Origin of the sequence: Pseudomonas cavernicola (assembly GCF_003596405.1) — a bacterium.
In the GTDB taxonomy this organism is placed as follows: Bacteria; Pseudomonadota; Gammaproteobacteria; order Pseudomonadales; family Pseudomonadaceae; genus Aquipseudomonas; species Aquipseudomonas cavernicola.
Genome location: NZ_QYUR01000002.1, coordinates 1,165,044 through 1,184,147 on the forward strand (window position 1 = coordinate 1,165,044; position 19,104 = coordinate 1,184,147).

A 19,104-nucleotide genomic window follows, 5' to 3' on the forward strand; every position below is an offset into this window, starting at 1 on the left:
GATCCGGTGAACCCCCTGGATCCCGCATTCGCGAGGAAGACGAGGTTGGGGCATGCGTATACGCAGCGGTGACGAATTGCCGAGACCTCCCCTGCCCACACCGTCATTTCCGCGCAGGCGGGAATCCAGTGCACGCACTCCGGCATCGAACGGGAACTGTTTCAATCTATTGCGCCCGACCGGCGGCGGCGATGCCCGGTGATAACCTGCCCGGGTCCCCCCAAAGCCTTCGGCTCCCGGGCGACTCCCCCCTTCCCTACAGAGGCTCCAACGGAGTCAAGCGAGAAACCCCAGCGCGGGCCACTGCTCTGCGCGCTGAATAACGAGGAGTTAGTGCGCCATGCATGCCATCAGCTTTATCCAGGATCTGGCCGTGATCATGCTGATCGCGGGTATGGTGACCATCCTTTTTCATCGCTTCAGGCAGCCAGTGGTGCTGGGCTACATAGTCGCCGGCTTCATCATCGGCCCGCATACCCCGCCGTTCGAGCTGATCCAAGACGAAGAGACCATCAAGATCCTCGCCGAGCTGGGAGTGATCTTTCTGATGTTCTGCCTCGGCCTGGAATTCAGCCTGCGCAAGCTGTTCCATGTCGGAGCCACGGCCTTTATCGCCGCGTTTCTCGAAATCGTCCTGATGATCTGGATCGGCTACGAGATCGGCAGCTATTTCGGCTGGAGCACCATGGACTCACTGTTCCTCGGCGCGATCCTGGCGATTTCCTCGACCACCATCATCGTCAAGGCGCTGGGCGACCTGAAGATGAAGAACGAGCGCTTCGCCCAGTTGATCTTCGGTGTGCTGATCGTCGAGGACATCCTCGGCATCGGCATTATCGCTCTGCTTTCGGGTATCGCGCTGAGCGGCACAGTGGAAACCGGGCAGGTGTTCGCCACCGTCGGCAAACTTAGTCTGTTCATGATCGTCGCGCTGGTCGTCGGCATCCTGCTGGTGCCGCGCCTGCTGGCCTACGTGGCGAAGTTCGAAAGCAACGAAATGTTGTTGGTGACCGTGCTCGGCCTGTGCTTTGGCTTCTGCCTGCTGGTGGTCAAGTTGGAGTACAGCATGGTGCTCGGTGCCTTCTTGATCGGTGCGATCATGGCCGAATCGCGCCAGCTGGCGCAGATCGAGCGTCTGGTGGAGCCGGTGCGCGACATGTTCAGCGCGATCTTCTTCGTCGCCATCGGCCTGTTGATCGACCCGAAGATCCTTGTCGAATATGCCTGGCCGATCCTGGTGATCACCGTCGCCGTGGTACTCGGCAAGATGATCTCCTGCGGCATCGGCGCTTTCATCGCCGGTAATGACGGGCGTACTTCGCTGCGCGTCGGCATGGGCCTGTCGCAGATCGGGGAGTTCTCTTTCATCATCGCCGCGCTCGGCATCAGCCTGCAGGTCACCAGTGACTTTCTCTATCCGGTGGCGGTGGCTGTCTCGGCGATTACCACACTGCTGACGCCCTACTTGATCCGGGCTGCCGACCCACTGTCGAGGAAGCTGGCCAGCATCATGCCGCGCCGCGTAGCGCGGGTGTTCGGCATGTACGGCGACTGGCTGCGCAGTATTCAGCCGCAGGGGCAGGGCGCCGTGCTAGCCGGGATGATCCGCAGAATTCTGCTGCAGATTGGGGTGAACATCGCGCTGGTGGTGGCGATCTTCCTCGGCGGGGCTTATTTCGCCGATACCCTGGGCGAGTACCTGAGCGACTGGGTGCAGCCGCTGAATCTGCAGAAAGCGCTGATCTGGGGTGCTGCACTGTTGCTCTCGCTGCCTTTCCTGATTGCCGCCTATCGCAAGCTCAAGGCGCTTTCCATGCTGCTGGCGGAAATGGGCGTGGCTCCGGAGACGGCGGGCCGGCATACTGAGCGGGTGCGCAAGGTGATTGCCGAAGTGATCCCGCTGCTCTCGCTGGCGGCCATCATGTTGCTACTGATGGCGCTATCGGCGAGCATCCTGCCGACCCTTGAGCTGCTGATCCTGATCGCCCTGCTGGCAGCCGGAGTGAGCGCCTTGCTCTGGCGCTGGCTGATCCGCTTGCACTCGCGCATGCAGATCGCCCTGATGGAAACCCTGGAGCAGAGCCAGGAAGACCATCACCGCTGAGTCGGCTGCGCTGTGTGTCACGGCGCCCTGCGCAGCTGTTTAGCTCTGCAGCCAAACCTCACGCGCCCATTTCCACACCGAATCCCAGCTCTCGTCGGTCAGGTCTTCTTCGTCGCCATCCCACAGCAGCACGGTGCCGTCGAGTTCGACGCAGTAGTAGTTGCCGTGGTCCTCACAGAGCGGAATCAGCTCGCGCGGCAGGCCCAGCGACCAGGCCACCGAGGCCACTTCCGGCAGGTAGGTATGCGATTGCGGGTCGGTCACGGTCACCGGCTCCAGGCGGCCGTAGACCACATCGCTGACCTTGAGCAGAAATTCGCGGAACTCGAAGGGTATGTTGATCAGCAACTGCTCTTCGATTTCCACCAGCAATTCTTCGTCCGGCAGCTCCAGGGGCACCGGTACCGGCTCATTGAGTTCACGCAATTCGTCGATCACTTCTTCCATGGCATAGAACCTCTCACTTGGGATGGCGCGTTTTATACAGTAGCTCGGCGCAAGCGCAATGCCTGCAGTTCGCTGAATAGAAAAACCCCAACCAAGGCCGGGGTTTCGGTAAAGCGCTAACGCCAGCCAGGTTTAGCCGTTCTGGCGGATGGAGCGGGCCTTTGTTAGACCGAGCACGCCTATAGACGGCGCCCCATAGCATCAAGTGTTTCAGTCTGCCGGCCGCCTCCCGCCTAACACTGGCTAAACTTTGATCAGCAAGGTTTCTGATAACCAGCGGTCCTGAAGCATTCGGTAGGGCGAGGAGGTACATCATGCATATGGCGGCAACCTTACAGCGCAGCTTGGAAAGTGCGCAGTGTCAGTTTGACCTGGTGGCGCACCCGCATTCGGCGAGCAGCTTGGAGTCGGCCCGTGTGGCCAGCATTCCGGCGGAGCGCCTGGCCAAGTCGGTGATCCTGGATGACCGGCACGGGCATTACTTGATGGCGGTGGTGCCGGCCAGTCGTCACCTGGATGTGGGCAAGGTGCGCAAGGGCGCAGAGGCATGGCAGCTCACCAGCGAAGCCACGATTGCCAGCCTGTTCCAGGATTGCGAGCTCGGTGCCGTACCGGCGCTGGGCGAGCCTTATGGGATGAACATGGTGGTCGATCCCTTGCTGACCCGGCAGCAGGACATCTATCTGGAGGCGGGCGATCACGAGAGCCTGGTGCACATGCGGATGGATCAGTATCTCAAGCTGGTGCCCCGCGCCGAGGTGTGCGAGATCTGCCAGTAAGGGTGAGTGCGCGCAGCTGCAAACGGCGTGGGAGGCGGGATGGTTTTCGAGCAGGTTGCCACCGGCGGTTGCCAATCCTATCTGGTCGGCTGCAACGAGACCTGCGTGGCGGCGGTGATCGACCCGGAGATCAGCCAGATCGACCGCTATCTCGGCTTGGCCGCGCGTGACGGATTGCGCATCCGTTACCTGATTGATACTCACACCCACGCGGACCACTTTTCCGGGACACGGGAGCTCGCCCGGCAGCTCGGCATTCCCGTGGTGATGCATCGCGAGAGCCCGGCACCGTTCGTCGACATGCGCGTGGACGATGGCGATATGTTGCTCGTGGGGCACCTGCGCGCGCGGGTGATCCACACCCCGGGCCACACGCGCGACTCGATGTGTCTCATGGTGGAGGACCGCCTGTTCACCGGCGACACCTTGCTGATCGGCGCCACCGGCCGCACCGACCTGCCGACCGGCGATCCGGAGGCGCTGTTCGACAGCCTGTTCCGCAACATCCTGCGGCTGGATCCGACGCTCAGGGTGCAGCCGGCGCACGACTATCAGGGCTTGGGTTCCTCGACCATCGCCCGCGAACTCGCGGAGAATCCGCGGCTGCAGAAGCGCGACCGGGCGGCATTCGTAGAGATGATGCGCAGCCTCAATCTGACCATGCCGACGCACATGACCGAGGCGCTGCGCAGCAACATGAGCGGCGGCAAGACCGTCGCCCAGTTGCTGGCGGAGGCCGCCGCGAAAGTGCCGTTCATGGCGCTGGCCGATCTCAAGGCGCGCGTCGAGGCCGAGGAGGGCGACCTTATAGTGCTGGACGTGCGCGAGCGCGAAGCTTACGAGACGGGCCACATTCCGCGGGCGCGTCTGCTGCCGCGTGGTCAGCTGGAGCTGCGGGTCAATCACGATCTGCCCGACCCGACCCGGCGCATCCTCACCTATTGCGAACTCGGCTGTATCTCGACGCTGGCCGCGGCGACGCTGCGCGAGCTGGGTTTCCAGCGTGCGGTGGCCCTGGATGGCGGCATGCAGGCCTGGCGCGAGGCGGGCTACCCGGTCAAGTCCGGCGCCAAACCTTGACCGCTCATACGGGGGCGGCCCGACTTATTTCCGCGCGACACCCGGCCAATCGCCGGCTATCCGGCGACTTCTCCAGGGGTCTGCCGCGCAAAGACAACAAACCCGGGCAAGCCCGGGTTGGTCTTTATCAGGCAGCGGATCAGCCGTTCTGGCGGATACCGGCGACCAGCCACGGCTGGTTGTCGCCGTTGCCGCGCTCCATGCGCCAGCTTTCGCTGAACGCTTCGCCTTGGTCGAAGCGCGAGGTTTTCGCGACGCCGACGAAGGTCAGGGTGGCCACGGTCTTGTCGGCCAGTTCATCGATGCCGTCCAACTGCACGTGCAGATCATCCACATAGGTGGACTGGAAGCCGTCACCGAGGCTGGCGCGTTCTTCCTTGAGGAAGCTGAGCATCTGCGGGGTGACGAACTCGGCGATCTTGTCCATCTCGGCCGCATCCCAGTGCTGTTGCAGGGACAGGAAATGCTCACGGCCGGCCTCGAGGAAGCGCTGCTCGTTGAACCAGCTCGGGGCGTTGATCACCGGTGCAGCGGCGCTGCTGCTACTGCCGCCGAAGATCGATGTTGGTGAAGGCGCATCCGCTACCGGCATTTGGCGCTGGAACGGCGCGTGCCCGGCAGCGGCCGGTTGACCCTGGGCCTGCTGACGGCGACGGGCGGCAATGAAGCGGAAGGCCAGGAAGGCGATCAGACCGATGATCAGGAAGTCGAAGATCTGCATGCCCTGGAAGCCGTCACCCATGAACATCGAGGCGAGCAGACCACCGGCGGCGATCCCGGCCAGCGGGCCGAGCCAGCGCGAAGCACCGCTGGCTGCGGCAGCGGGGGCGGCACGGCCCGGAGCGGCAGTCTGGCTGGTGGCCGGCGGGGTGGCTTGGCGGGTTTGGTGAGTCGGCGCCGAGCCGAAGGATTTACCGCCGCCCATGCGTCTGGCATTGGCATCCAGGCTGAGCGTCAGGGCGACGCAAAGCACCATGGCAAGGCTGAGGAAACGCTTCATTATTGGAGCTCTCTGTTATTGATTCAACGCGCGCCATCTTGCACAGGCTGCACGGCTATGACCAGCGGCAGAGTGTTTCTGGCTTTTGCCTAGGGGCGCAGTAGCAGGAGCAGAGGAACGGACCGCAGCTGTTGGCGCAAAAAGGCGCGCAGCTCGGCTTCTTCTTCCTGCGGGTGGCGCAACCAATGGAGGAAGGTACACAGGTAAGCGGTGCTCAGCAGGCTTTCCTCGATGATCCGGCTGAGCGTGTGGTTGCCACGGCGAGCCGCCTCACGCCACCACTGCACGGTGCGACTGATGCGCAGCAGACCGAGCACCTGCAAATGCACGTGACCGGGTTCCAGCTTGTACAGCAGCATCTGCGCGGTGACTGCTCGGTGCGCGGCGAGGCTGTTGAGCCAGGCGATCAGCAGTTCTTCCAGGCGTTTTTCTGGCTGTAACGCCGCAAGGTCGGGTGCTCGGGCGCGTGCCAGCATCGCGCTATCCGCGCGGTCGAACCAAGCCTCGACCAAGTCGTCCTTCTGTCGGTAATGGCGGGCGATGGCGTCCAGGCCGACCTCCAGCTGCTCGGCGACCGCGAACAGATGTAAGCGCTCCCAGCCACAGGTTTCGGCCAGTTCAAGGGCGCAGTCGAGAATTTGCTGGGCGCTGGGCGATCGATTCATCGGGCATACCTCGCCTGCAAGTATGAATCGTCAGCCTTGGGATGCTGCCGAAAACGACCAACGGAGCCCTCTGGCTCGGCTGGCTGGCGCAGTCCCAGTCTCTCACCCAGCAGGGTTACGCCGAGCAGTGCCACCAGCACGCAGGATCACCACCGTGCGCAGCAGGGTGGCGAAGTCGGAATTGACGTGCTCGATGCCGACTTTGGCGAAGATCGCCGTCAGCGGCGCGATGAGCAGGCCCTTACACCGGCTCCAGCTTGGCATAGCCGAGCATCAGCCATTTGCTGCCTTCGTCGGCGAAATTCACCTGCACCCGCGCCTGCGCGCCGGCGCCTTCGAAGTTGAGGATCACCCCTTCGCCGAACAGCGAGTGTTTCACCGCCTGGCCGAGGCGGAATTCGGTTTCCGGCACCTCGGCATTGGCGAACATGCTGCTGGTGTTGGCGCCACGGTTACTGCTGCCATATGGCCGGCTGACGCTGTTGGACAGCCGCACTTCCTGAATCAGGGCCGGCGGAATCTCGCGGACGAAGCGCGAGACCTTGTTGTAGGTCTCGCTACCATACAGACGGCGGGTTTCTGCGTAGCTGATGACCAGATACTGCATGGCGCGGGTGATGCCGACGTAGGCCAGGCGGCGTTCCTCTTCGAGGCGGCCGGGTTCTTCCAGGCTCATCTTGTGCGGGAACAGACCTTCCTCCATGCCGACCAGGAACACCTGCGGGAACTCCAGACCTTTGGCGCTGTGCAGGGTCATCAGCTGCACGCTGTCCTCATGTTCGTCGGCCTGGGTGTCGCCGGCTTCCAGCGAGGCATGGCCGAGGAAGGCCGCCAACGGCGTTTGATCTTCTTCCTCGTTGTTCTCGAAGGCGCGCGCGGCGCTGACCAGTTCTTCCAGGTTTTCCACCCGCGCCTGGCCTTTCTCGCCTTTTTCTTCCTTGTGGTAGGTGATCAGCCCGGACTGCTCGATGACGGTCTGGGTCATCAGGTGCAGTGGCATCTGCATGACCTTGGCCGCGAGGTTTTCGATCAGCTCGACAAAGCCACTTAGTGCGCCGGCGGCGCGACCGCTCAGGCCCTTGTTGGCGATCAGCAGGCGCATCGCCTCCCACATCGACACGTCATTGGCGCGGGCGAACTCGCGGATGCTCTCGACGGTTTTTTCGCCAATGCCGCGCGCCGGCACGTTGATCACCCGCTCCAGCGCCGCATCGTTGCCGCGGCCGTCGAGTAGGCGCAGGTAGGCCATGGCGTTCTTGATTTCGGCGCGCTCGAAGAAGCGCTGGCCGCCGTAGATGCGATAGGGAATCTTCTCGCGCAGCAGCGCCTCTTCCAGCACCCGCGACTGGGCGTTGGAGCGGTAGAGAATGGCGATATCGCTGCGTGCCAAGCCGTTCTTCAGCGCGCTTTCGATGCTTTCCACCACGTAGCGCGCTTCATCGTGCTCGTTGAAGGCGGCGTACAGGCTCAACAGTTCGCCGTCGCCGCCATCGGTCCACAGTTCTTTACCCAAGCGCCCGCTGTTATTGACGATCAGCGCGTTGGCCGCCTTGAGGATGCTCGCGGTGGAGCGGTAGTTCTGCTCCAGGCGGATGGTTTCGGCGTCGGGGAAATCCGCCGAGTATTGATGGATGTTCTCGATCTTCGCCCCACGCCAACCGTAGATGGACTGATCGTCGTCACCGACCACCATCAGGCTGTCGCCGCTCTTGGCGAGCAGGCGTAGCCAGGCGTACTGCACGGCGTTGGTGTCCTGGAACTCGTCGACCAGAATGTGGCGGAAGCGCCGCTGGTAATGCTCGAGCAGGCCCGGATGGTCGCGCCACAGGTCCAGCGCCCGCAACAGCAGCTCGGAGAAGTCGATCACCCCGGCGCGCAGGCAGGCCGCTTCATAGGCTTCGTAAATCTTGCGCATGGTGGCGAGGAACAGATCGCCGCTGGCCTGGATATGTTGGGGTCTTAACCCCTCATCCTTTTGCCCGTTGATAAACCACTGGGCTTGGCGGACCGGCCAGCGCTGCTCGTCCAGGCCGAGGTCGCGGATCACCCGCTTGACCAGCCGTTGCTGGTCGTCGCTGTCGAGAATCTGGAAGCTCTGGCTCAAGCCGGCTTCCTGCCAGTGCGCCCGCAGCAAGCGGTGCGCCAGGCCATGGAAGGTGCCGACCCACATGCCGGCGGGGTTGATCCCCAGCAGCTGTTCGATGCGCAGGCGCATCTCGGCCGCGGCCTTGTTGGTGAAGGTCACCGAGAGGATCGAGTGTGGCGAGGCATGCTCGACCTGGATCAACCAGGCGATGCGGTGCACCAGCACACGGGTTTTACCGGAACCAGCGCCGGCCAGAACCAACTGACGACCCACCGGGGCTGCTACAGCCTGGCGTTGAGCGTCGTTGAGGGAATTCAGCAGAAGGGAGAGATCGTCGCGCATGGCGGCATTCTAGGGGGCCAGGATAGTCAGGGCAAACGCCAGGCGGCGGATGACCGGTTAGTCAGTGTGACGGGCGGGCCCCGCCTATCGAAAGTACGGGCTGGCGGGGGTGGAAATGCGGCACTTCAGCCTTGGGTGCCGCCCTGGGCTCGGGTATGCTCCGGCGACGCCTAGGCACACCATTACAAGAAAATAGCCTATGACCGCTAATGCAAGGACTCTCCCCGCGCAGTCGTCTGCGGACGCCGATCGGGATATTCGCCAGCTGTTCGCCACCGACATCGCCGTTGAACGCACCCGTCTGCTCTATCAGGGCTCACGGATCCCCACGCTATTCATGCTGCTCAGCGGCTTGGCCTGCGCGTATCTGCTGTGGAGCCCACAGGGCGGCCTGCTGCTCTCTGGCTGGTTGGTCGGGCTGGTGCTGCTGGCCGTGTTGCGGCTGATTCAGGTGGCGGCCTTCAATGCCGCGCTACCCTCGCTCCAGGCCAAGCCGCACTGGCGGCGGATGTTCCTGCTGGGCGCCGCGGCTTCCGGGGTGACCCTGGCTATCGGCGCTATCGGCCTGGTGCCGCCGGATGCCTTTCTCCAGCAGGCGCTGATGTTCGGCTTGATCGCCGCGGCCATTCTCTCCGCCAGCATCGCCTATGCGGTCAGCCTCTCGGCCTTTCTGACCTTCGCCTTGCCTTGCCTGCTGCCATCGGTGGTCTATCTCCTGCTCAGTAGCCACCCGTTGCAGCAGGGTTGGGGGTTGCTCGGGCTGATTCTGTTCGGCGCGCTATTAGTAGTGGCCTGGCAGGTCAATCGCCTGGTGCAGCGCAGTTTGCTCCAGCGTTTTCACAATCAGGCGCTGATCAGCCGCTTGGAATATGCCAAGGCCCAGGCCGAGGGGCTCAACGGCGAGCTGGCGCGCGAGGTGGAACAGCGTCGGCGCGCCGAACGCGAATTGCGTCAGGCTCACGGTGAGCTAGAAATGCGCGTGGCCCAGCGCACCCTGGAGCTGGATGAGGCCAGCCATGCCCTGAGCAAGAGCGAGGAACGTCTGGCCCTGGCGCTGGAGGCCAGCGAGCTGGGTCTGTGGGACTGGAACCTGGTGACCGACGAGGTGCACCACTCACAGCTCAAGGAGCTCTTCGGCCTCGAGTCGGATGAAGTGAAGGCCATGCTGCGCGATCTTAAACCGCGCCTGCACCCGGAAGACCTGCCGTTGCTGCGGCGGACCCTGGTCGAGCACATGAAGGGGCTGAGCGACGGCTACCAGATCGAATACCGCGTGTGCCACGCCAACGGCCAGTGGGTGTGGATAGAGGATCGCGGGCGCGCGGTGGAGCGCGATGCGCGAGGCCAGGTCACCCGCATGCTCGGCACCCGCCGCGATATCAGCACCTGGAAGGGCCGTGAGGAAGAACAGCGCCTGGCCGCCACCGTGTTCGAAGCGGCGAGCGAGGGCATCATCATCCTCGACCCGGACTATCTGGTACTGGCGGTCAACCAGGCCTATAGCCAGGTCACCGGCTACAGCAAAGACGAAGTGCTTGGGCGAAGCGTCGCCAGCTTGATTGGCAGCCGGGCGGCGCGCCGCCAGTACGAAGTGATCCGCCAGGAGTTGGAGCTGAGCGGCACCTGGCAGGGCGAGTTGATCGAAACCCGCAAAAATGGCGAGCTGTACCCGCAGTGGTTGCAGCTCAATGTGGTGCGCGATTCGCGTGGGCGGGTCAGTCACATCGTTGGCTTCTTCGCCGACCTGTCGTCGCGCCGCGATGCCGAGGAGCGCCTGCGCTACCTGTCGCACTACGACGAACTGACCGGCCTGGCCAATCGCACGCTGTTCAAGGCGCGCCTGCATGAAGCCAGCCAGCGCGCGCGGCAGAGCGGGCGCAGCCTGGCCCTGCTGCATATCGACCTGGACCGCTTCAAGATGCTGAATGACAGCCTCGGCCACGAAGTCGCCGACCAGCTGTTGCGACAGCTGAGCCGGCGCCTGACCCAGGCGGTGCCGGAGGCCGACACCCTGGCGCGGCTCTCCGGCGACGAATTCGCCGTGTTGCTGGACTCCTACGGCAGCCTGTCGAGCCTGGCGCGGATGGCTAGCCGCCTGCTCAGCAAGCTGCGCATGCCGATAACCGTCGGCGGTCAGGAACTGGTGGTCAGCGCGTCCCTCGGCATCAGCTTGCTGCCGGACAACGCGCGGGAAATCTCCGCCTTGATCAGCCAAGCCAACATGGCAATGCAGCATGCCAAACACCTGGGCGGCAACACTTTCCAGTTTTTCACCGATAACCTGCAGGCCTGCACCCTCGAGCGTTTGCAGCTGGAAAACCAGTTGCGCAAAGGCATCGAACTCGGCCAGCTGGAAGTCTTTTACCAGCCCAAGCTGTGCTTGGCCGATGACAGCCTGAACGCCGCCGAAGCCTTGGTGCGCTGGCGTCATCCCGAGTTGGGCCTGGTGCCGCCGGGGGACTTTATCGGCCTGGCCGAGGAGACCGGGCTGATCGCGCCGATTGGCGAGTTTGTGCTGCGCCAGGCCTGCCGGCAGGCGCGTGAATGGCAGCGCCAGGGGTTGGCGGATATCCGCGTTTCGGTGAACCTCTCGGTGCACCAGTTACGCCAAGGCAACCTGACCAGCCTGGTGCGCCAAGTGCTCGACGAAACCGGCCTGGCGCCGCGCTTCCTGGAGCTGGAACTGACCGAAAGCCAGCTACTCGACAACGTCGAGAACGTCATCGCGACCTTCCAGCAACTGCGTGACATGGGCGTGAAGCTGGCGATCGACGACTTCGGTACCGGCTACTCCTCACTGAGTTACCTCAAGCGCTTCCCGGTGGACTACGTGAAGATCGACCAGACCTTCATCCGCGACCTCTCCGCCAACGGCGAAGACGCCGCCATTACCCGCGCCATCATCGCCATGGCCCACAGCCTGGAGCTCAAGGTGGTCGCCGAAGGCGTCGAAACCCAGGCGCAAATGGACTTCCTCAAGGCCCAGCACTGCGACGAGATTCAAGGTTTCCTGATTAGCCCGCCGGTGGAGGCCGAGGCGTTTGCGCAGCTGTTGCGCGATCAGGCGACGGCGTTGTGGTGGTGACTTGGAGCAGCGCAAACCCTGTATTGGTGGGCTGAAGCCCACCCTACCAGCCTCCGCCAAATAGATGATCGTTCCCGCGCTCCGCGTGGGAACGCAGCCTTCGACGCTCCAGCGTCCACCTTATGATTTGATCGATCAGTCCCTACTGAGCACCTGACGCAGAGCGTCACAGGCTCTGCTCCCACGCAGAGCATGGGAGCAATCCGATTCATGTGCGTTTGATCGTTCCCACGCTCCGCGTGGGAACGCAGCCTTCGACGCTCCAGCGTCCACCTTATGATTCGATTGATCAGTCCCTACTGAGCACCTGACGCAGAGCGTCACAGGCTCCGCTCCCACGCAGGAGCATGGGAGCAATCCGATTCATGTGCGTTTGATCGTTCCCACGCTCCGCGCGGGAACGCAGCCTTCGACGCTCCAGCGTCCACCTTATGATTCGATTGATCAGTCCCTGCTGAGCACCTGACGCAGAGCGTCACAGGCTCTGCTCCCACGCAGGAGCATGGGAGCAATCTGAATCCCCTTTTTGCTGTCCCCTTTTTAATCTCACAAGCCTGGAGAGTGTCTAGAAAACCCGGGGCAATTCACACTGCTTATGCTTTCAGAGTATTCCTACACGCCCATCGGATACCCCCGACAGATACGAAAAATACAGATCTATATCTTGCATCGCCATCGAACTCAACCTTTGGAAGGCCGGTGAAGCCGCCTTGGGAAGCTCGAAAAATGCTGGAATTTCGCAACTGTCTAGTAAGGTGAAAAATATGAACGCCATGAAAAAACTTATTGCTCTCGCAGTTATCGCTGCGCCCGGTTTTGCTGCAGCAGCTCCCTCCGCAAACACCATCAACTTCCTGGGTGAAGTTACCGCCCAAACTTGCCAAGTGACCATCAACGGTAATGCGACTACCCCGGTTGTGCTGCTGCCGACCGTACAGGCAAGCACTCTTGCCGCCGCAGGAAGCGTTGTTGGTGAAACCCCGTTCACCCTGGGCGTGACTGGTTGTGTCGCTCCGACTTCTGCCGCCCAAGCCATCAAAGCCGTGTTTGTCGGCAACAACGTCACCTCCAGTGGCAACCTGGGCAATACTGCCGCGGGCGGCGCTACCAACGTCGAGCTGCAGATTCTCAATGGGGTTGCCGGCACCCCGGTCAACCTGAGCAGCCCGGCCACTGTCGCCGGTATCAGCCTGCCAGTCGGCGCCACCTCCGCCTCGCACGACTATGCCGTGCAGTACAAGTCGGTGCCGGGTGGCGCGACTGCCGGTGCGGTAACTAGCTCGATGCAATACACCGTAAGTTATCAGTAACTAACGGTTTTCGGAGTAGCACTGCTATTGGCACAAGGATGTGCCTTGCCGAAACATCGTTAGATCAATCAAACATATCCCCGCGAGAATCGGCTTGGCGCAAGGGTTGTGTGTGCCTTGAAGATATGAATTCAGAACATTCTACTTGCCCTTTTTTCAGCTGGCAGGTGGTCATTTTTTTGAGCCGAATTGGCTGGGGTCGCAACTTCGACTGGCATATTTGCGCTGCTCCTTGTTAGAGGGGACGAGTCGAAGAAATTCAACTTCGCGATTGCGGGAAGTTGGAGATTCAAACAGTGATTAGGTGAAAGTTATGCGCTCGATGTTCAAATCAGTCATCAGCAAAACATTCGTGGCTGGCCTGGGTTTGTCTGCTTTGGTTCTGGCTTCGTCCGCTTCCGCCAGCGTGGTGGTTACCGGTACCCGTGTGATCTATCCGGGCGATGTCCGTGAAAAAACCGTGCAGCTCAGCAATGAGGACGACCACCCCAACGTCGTGCAGGCCTGGGTGGATACCAACAACCCGAACTCAACTCCAAACGATGCGGACGCTCCCTTCGTAGTGACGCCGCCGATGTTTCGCATGGAGCCAAAGGCCGGGCAAAGCCTGCGTATCGTTTTCACCGGCCAGGGCCTACCTCAAGATCGTGAGTCGGTTTACTACCTCAACGTGCTGCAAATCCCTCCGCGCAACGAAGCCTACAAAGAGCAGAACCAGATGCTGGTGCTGCTGCGCAACCGCATGAAGCTGTTCTACCGGCCAAGCGGCATCGTCGGCAAACCCGCGGATGTCGCCGATCAGCTGCGGTTCAGTCTGGCTCAGGGGGCCAATGGTTGGCATGTGAATGTGGATAACCCGACGGGCTATTACGCCTCCTTTAACGGCGCAAGCGTGTCGGTTGGCGGCCGTGAACTGTCGCTCAAAGCGGACATGGTCGCCCCGAAATCCCAAGGCAGCTGGCAGCTCGACAAGGCCGGCAGCCTTCCGGCCGGTGCGGCAAGCGTTCGCGCCGTGCTGGTCAATGACTACGGCGCACAGATCGAAATCAAGCAAGAGCTCAAGCGCTGAGATGAACATCTTCCCGCGCCATACGCTGCTGCGTTGATGGCTGTGCCCCATTAGCGAGCGGCAGCCTGGCGCGGGCAGTTGGTCCATTCAGATTAATCCTACGGGCACATCGGATAGCCCTTGCAGGCATGGCGGAATGAAAGCCGTAGCCTCATTCCATCGAAGTTGAGCAGGAAGTCGCAGACTGTCATGAGCATTTCTCCCCGTCATACACATGGGCGCACCGATGGGCGTGCCCCGTTCGCATTAGGCCGCCTGGCGCGAGCAGTGGCGGGCATCTCGCTGTTGCTGGCACTGGGAGTCGCGCATGCCGAAGCGGTAAACAGCGACCTTCTCGCTTACAGCTTCGATGACGACCTGCTGATGGGCACCCCCCTGGGCGGTGGCAAGTTGTCGCGCTTCAACCAACCCGGCCAGGTGGACCCCGGCACCTACAGCGTCGATCTGTATGTCAACGGCGCCTTCGTCTTGCGTACTTCCATCGAGTTCCGTCAAGAAGGTGGGGAGAACGGCGTCGCGCCCTGTCTAAGCGACCGCTACCTGGTCAAGACGGCTGGCGTACTGGCCGACAAACTGCCTGGTGCAGCGGAGGTTGCAAGCACGGAGGACAAACCCGAAGCAGCGCTCGACGACAAAGCCAGCTGCCAGCCGTTGGGCCAGCGCCTGCCCGGCTCGTCCTTCAAGTTCGACTACGCCCGGCTGCGTCTGGACCTGACGATTCCGCAGGCGTTGATGGATCGCAAGCCGCGCGGCTATGTCAGCCCCGAAGAATGGAATGCCGGCAGCAGCATGGCGTTCGTCAACTATGACGGCAGCTACTACCGCTCGGACTACAGCGGTGTGGCTTCGAGCACATCCGATTATGGTTACCTGGGATTGAACGGCGGCATTAACGTCGGCCTGTGGCGTCTGCGCCAGCAGTCCAGTTATCGCTATTCCAACTACGGAGGCGAAAAGACTACCGAACTGAGCAACATCCGCAGCTATGCGCAGCGTGCACTGCCGGGGATACGCAGCGAGATGACCGTGGGTGACAGCTTCACCCCGGGCAACCTGTTCGGCAGCATGGCCTACCGCGGCGTGCAACTCTCGACGGACGACCGGATGCTGCCGGACTCGATGCGTGGCTATGCACCGCAGGTGCGCGGTGTCGCCCAGACCAACGCACGCGTGATCGTCAGCCAGAACGGCAACACCATCTACGAAACCAGCGTGGCGCCGGGCCCGTTCATCATCGACGACCTGTACGGCACCAGCTATCAGGGCGACCTGAATGTACAGGTGGTCGAGGCCGATGGCCGCGTCTCGTCGTTTACCGTGCCGTTCTCCGCGGTGCCCGAGTCCATGCGTCCGGGCCAGTCGCGCTACAGCGCAAGCATCGGCCAGGCACGCTACTACGGCGATGGCAAGGACCTGTTCGCAGACGTCACCTACCAACGCGGTATCACCAACAGGCTGACGGCGAACACCGGCGCGCGCGTCGCACAGGACTACCTGGCCGTGCTGGGCGGTGGGGTGCTGGCCTCAGACATCGGCGCTTTCGGCGCCAACCTGACCTTCTCCAGCGCCAAGGTCGAAAACAACCAGCAGAAGCAGGGCTGGCGCGCGGAAGCCAACTACAGCCGTACCATCAATCCAACCGGGACGACGGTGACCCTGGCCGGTTACCGCTACTCGACCGAAGGCTTCCGCGACCTCGGCGATGTGCTCGGCGTACGCGCCGCGGAACAGGACGGCACCACCTGGACCTCCAGCACCTACCAGCAGCGTAACCAGTTCACCACTACCATCAGCCAGAGCCTGGGTGGCTATGGCAACCTCTATCTGTCCGGCTCCACCAGCGACTATTACGACGGTAGCAGCCGGGACACCCAGGTGCAGTTCGGCTATTCCGATCACTACCGCGACCTCAGCTACAACCTGTCGTACACCCGGCAGAAGTCCGTTCATGTGAACCAGGCGCTGTTTGACGACCAACAAACCCCGGACTTCATCACGCGCAACGACAGCAGCGTGACCAACAACAACGTATTGATGCTGACTTTGTCGATGCCGCTGGGCTCCGGCAGCAATGCCCCGAATCTATCCACTTCGGCCACCCATCGTTCGGGCGACAACAAGGGCGACTCCTATCAGACGGGCCTCAGCGGCACGCTCGGGGAGAGCCGCACGACGAGTTACAGCGTCAACGCCGGCCGCGATTCGGACAGCCGCGCCACCGACTTGGGCGCCAGCGTGCAGAAACAACTCCCTTCGGTAACCGTGGGCGCGACGTATTCGCAGGGGCAGGACTACCAGCAGGCCAGCGGCAGCGCTCGCGGCGCCGCCGTCTTGCATAGCGATGGGCTAACCTTCGGTCCGTACCTCGGCGACACCTTCGCCCTGGTCGAGGCCAAAGGTGCGAGCGGGGCCAGCGTGCTCGGCGGGCAGGGCGCGAAGATCGACGATTCCGGCTATGCCGTAGTGCCGTCGCTCACCCCCTACCGCTACAACCCGGTAGGTCTGGACCCGACCGGCATCAACAAACAGGCCGAATTGGTGGAAACCGAGCAGCGCGTAGCGCCTTACGCGGGCGCGGCGGTCAAGGTGTCGTTCAAGACCCTGGCCGGGCACGCCTTGCTGATCAAGGCCAAGCAAGCGGACGGTTCGCCGTTGCCGCTGGGCGCCAATGTATTGGATAGCAAAGGCGTGAACATCGGCATGGTCGGCCAGGGTGGCCAACTCTATGCCCGAGCCGACGGCGAGCAGGGCCGCCTGATCGTGCAATGGGGCGACAGCGCCAATGAGCAGTGCCAGTTGCCCTATGACCTCAAGGGGCAGGACACCGAGCAGGCGCTTATCCGCCTGGAAGCGAACTGTACGACCGTCCCCGCCACTCTCTAATCCGGACTAGCATCATGACGAACATTTCAGGCAAGGGTTTCAAGAAACTGGGGCTGTTGGCCGGCCTCGCGTTGGTTGGAGGCATCCTGGCGACGCCGGCTTCGGCCACCTGTTACCAGGTGTCCGGGACCAGCACCAGCCCGGGCAACAATCAGATCCTGCCAACGGAAGGCGCGGCCTATGGCTGGGCCGGTGCCGGCAACGGGTACAACGGTTCGCTGGGCCTACCGAGCGTCATCAACGTGAGCGACGAAGGCTTTCAACCCAACGGTACCTTGCTCGCGGCGGGCACGGCGCCGTTTACCCAATATGGTTTCAAGACCCCCTATGGCCCCGAGCAGACCTTCTTCCGCTGTGCGCCAGCGGATGCCGGCAGCCTTTATGAGAAGTACGCCATCCACGGCAACTACCGCGACGTGGCAATGAACGAAGACGGTGCGCTCTACGGTATCCCCAGTGGTTTTGCAACCAAGTGGGCCAACGTCGCCTTCCGCATGACCAACCTGAGTACCGGCCAGTACTTCAAACGCAACTGGCAACAGCGGCCGCTCACCGGACTGGACGTCGATTCGCGTGGCTACCTGCTGGTCAAGGCGAAGAACTTCACCAGCGTCTATACCGAGCTGTACCGCATCGGTCCAGGCGCGGCGTATAACCTGCAAACCGGTACCGGTTTGTATAACGACATCTATCCACTGGCCTATATCGCCTTTGCCGGCCCCGGCGTCAGTTCACCTCCGCTGGGCAGCGACTCCAACGGCAACGACCAGGGCTATGGCTCGGAATGGCCCGGTACTTTGAGCCTGTACAACTATGTGACCCTTCGCCGTTCTGCCACGTGCGCCGTCAACACCGTCACCCCGGTCGTGCAGTTTCCTCTGATCACCGTGGCCGAGTTGATGGCTGGAGGCAATCGCCAAGTGCCCTTCCAGGTCAGCTTCAAGTGCCAGTCGGCGGCGGTCTCCGGCGTTGCGCAGACCAATACCGCCCTCGGTCTGTTGCCATCGGCCGGGTCGCGAGCAGCCGCCAGCAGCCTCGGTCTGACCAACGCTTCCGGCGGCAGCGCCTATCTGCTGTCCGATCAATACGGTTCCGCCGGAATTGCACAGGGCGTGGGGATCCGCATCTTGCGCAACAACCAGGCGATCAATCTGCTGCCGAATGAGAACTCGGCGATGGGCGCCACCGCGACGGCGACTGCCATGGGCTGGTATCCGGTGCTGGGCGGTGCGCAGGTGAAGACCGGCAGTAGCGGCGGGGTGGACCAGTACACCGAAACCTTCAATGCAAGTCTGGAAAAACTCACCCTAGGCACGCGACCGCCGGTTACCGCCGGCAGCGTGAACGCCACCGCGCAGGTCATCATTCGTGTTCAGTAGCCGGTTGCGCCGTGCCCTGTGCAGCCTGTTGTGCATCTGCGGGCTGCTTGGCGGCGCTTTGGCGCAGGCCGGGGTAACGGCGGAGCGCACGCGGGTCATCTTTCCCGGCGAGAGCCATGAAACGTCACTGCTGCTAGCGAACCTCAATGCCTATCCGGTACTGGTCCAGACCTGGATCGACGACGGTGCGCTGGACTCGACGCCAGACACCGCCGTGGCGCCGATCATGCCGTTGCCGCCGGTATTCCGCATGGCTCCAGGGGAGCGCCGCAGCCTGCGCTTGCTGTTCACCGGCGGCAACTTGCCCGCCGACCGCGAGTCGCTGTTCTGGCTGAATCTGTATGAAATACCGCCAAGTGAAAGTGTGCGTAACCTGACACCCGAACAGGCGCGCCTGGTCGTCACCATGCGTACGCAAATGAAAGTGTTCTATCGGCCGAAGGACCTGCCGTCCTCGCCTGAGGCAGCAGCGCGCAAGCTGGCCTTTTCGGTGCGTCAGGAGGCCGGAAGAGCGGTACTCCGAGTGGAGAATGGCAGTCCCTATCACGTCACGCTGGCGAATCTCGACTTGCGCGGCAGCGGCCAGGGCCAGGTGCTCCGAGGCGACATGGTAGGCCCCTTTGCTCATCTGGATCTGCCCATAGAGCCCCAGGCAGTCACAGGAAAGAATCAGGTGGTATTCACCTGGCTCGACGACGATGGCAACACCAGGGAAGACAACGCGCCGCTGCATTGAACGAGGCGGTTGTTGCAGGGGGGAGAGGTAGACGGCGCATCAAAGGGCAGCGGCCCGCCAGCGCCGACTTTTCCGGCGTTGGTGAAGGGGTACGAGCCCGCGATCTAAAGAGCGCTAAAGGTGTCGGAGTGATTTATTT

The 19,104-nt window shown here is 62.4% G+C and carries 13 protein-coding genes and 1 pseudogene; 9 read left to right on the forward strand and 5 right to left on the reverse strand.

The genetic code is table 11. The features are described 5' to 3' along the window. The first annotated feature begins 340 nt into the window (after positions 1-340). On the forward strand, positions 341-2,104 hold the full coding sequence (locus D3879_RS05765; RefSeq protein ID WP_119953113.1) for a cation:proton antiporter: 1,764 nt from the start codon (positions 341-343) through the stop codon (positions 2,102-2,104). 39 nt (positions 2,105-2,143) lie between these two features. On the opposite strand, the gene D3879_RS05770 is transcribed toward D3879_RS05765, so the two are convergent. Next, a complete protein-coding gene (locus D3879_RS05770; RefSeq protein WP_119953114.1) occupies positions 2,144-2,551 on the reverse strand; it encodes an SMI1/KNR4 family protein in 408 nt (135 codons plus the stop codon). A 314-nt stretch (positions 2,552-2,865) separates the two neighbouring features. On the opposite strand from D3879_RS05770, the gene D3879_RS05775 reads away from it, so the two are divergent. Beyond that, positions 2,866-3,330 carry an aminoacyl-tRNA deacylase gene (locus D3879_RS05775; RefSeq protein ID WP_119953115.1) on the forward strand — a complete coding sequence of 155 codons (465 nt, stop codon included), beginning with the start codon at positions 2,866-2,868 and terminating at the stop codon, positions 3,328-3,330. Positions 3,331-3,369: 39 nt separating this feature from the next. Continuing rightward, complete coding sequence (locus D3879_RS05780) at positions 3,370-4,410, forward strand: MBL fold metallo-hydrolase (RefSeq protein WP_119953116.1); 1,041 nt, start codon at positions 3,370-3,372, stop codon at positions 4,408-4,410. A 139-nt stretch (positions 4,411-4,549) separates the two neighbouring features. Here D3879_RS05780 and D3879_RS05785 read toward each other — a convergent pair whose 3' ends face one another. The 4 genes and pseudogenes from D3879_RS05785 to uvrD all read right to left on the reverse strand — a co-directional run bounded on the left by D3879_RS05785 (position 4,550) and on the right by uvrD (position 8,503). Beyond that, on the reverse strand, positions 4,550-5,410 hold the full coding sequence (locus D3879_RS05785; RefSeq protein ID WP_119953117.1) for a Tim44 domain-containing protein: 861 nt from the start codon (positions 5,408-5,410) through the stop codon (positions 4,550-4,552). Positions 5,411-5,499: 89 nt separating this feature from the next. After that, positions 5,500-6,075, reverse strand: coding sequence for a TetR/AcrR family transcriptional regulator (locus tag D3879_RS05790; protein ID WP_119953118.1), 576 nt, complete (start codon positions 6,073-6,075; stop codon positions 5,500-5,502). A 141-nt stretch (positions 6,076-6,216) separates the two neighbouring features. Continuing rightward, positions 6,217-6,339, reverse strand: a pseudogene (locus D3879_RS26475) (hypothetical protein); the annotation flags it as partial. Further along, a complete protein-coding gene (uvrD, locus tag D3879_RS05795) occupies positions 6,317-8,503 on the reverse strand; it encodes a DNA helicase II (RefSeq protein ID WP_119953119.1) in 2,187 nt (728 codons plus the stop codon). The gene uvrD and the pseudogene D3879_RS26475, both read right to left, overlap by 23 nt. Positions 8,504-8,702: 199 nt before the next feature. On the opposite strand from uvrD, the gene D3879_RS05800 reads away from it, so the two are divergent. The 6 genes from D3879_RS05800 to D3879_RS05825 all read left to right on the forward strand — a co-directional run bounded on the left by D3879_RS05800 (position 8,703) and on the right by D3879_RS05825 (position 18,965). Then, positions 8,703-11,588 carry an EAL domain-containing protein gene (locus D3879_RS05800; protein WP_119953120.1) on the forward strand — a complete coding sequence of 962 codons (2,886 nt, stop codon included), beginning with the start codon at positions 8,703-8,705 and terminating at the stop codon, positions 11,586-11,588. Positions 11,589-12,352: 764 nt separating this feature from the next. Next, positions 12,353-12,898 carry a fimbrial protein gene (locus D3879_RS05805; protein ID WP_238474209.1) on the forward strand — a complete coding sequence of 182 codons (546 nt, stop codon included), beginning with the start codon at positions 12,353-12,355 and terminating at the stop codon, positions 12,896-12,898. 322 nt (positions 12,899-13,220) lie between these two features. Beyond that, entirely contained in the window at positions 13,221-13,967 is a 747-nt protein-coding gene (locus D3879_RS05810) for a fimbrial biogenesis chaperone (protein WP_177412417.1), read from the forward strand. Between the two features lie 189 nt (positions 13,968-14,156). Continuing rightward, positions 14,157-16,850 (forward strand): fimbria/pilus outer membrane usher protein, encoded by a 2,694-nt coding sequence (locus tag D3879_RS05815; RefSeq protein ID WP_119953121.1) that lies wholly within the window; start codon positions 14,157-14,159, stop codon positions 16,848-16,850. Positions 16,851-16,864: 14 nt separating this feature from the next. Further along, positions 16,865-18,229, forward strand: coding sequence for a fimbrial protein (locus D3879_RS05820; RefSeq protein WP_119953122.1), 1,365 nt, complete (start codon positions 16,865-16,867; stop codon positions 18,227-18,229). Beyond that, the gene (locus D3879_RS05825) at positions 18,219-18,965 is read left to right on the forward strand and encodes a fimbrial biogenesis chaperone (RefSeq protein ID WP_238474211.1); all 747 of its coding nucleotides are present in this window, start codon (positions 18,219-18,221) and stop codon (positions 18,963-18,965) included. Before D3879_RS05820 ends, D3879_RS05825 begins: the two co-directional genes overlap by 11 nt. Positions 18,966-19,104 lie beyond the last annotated feature (139 nt).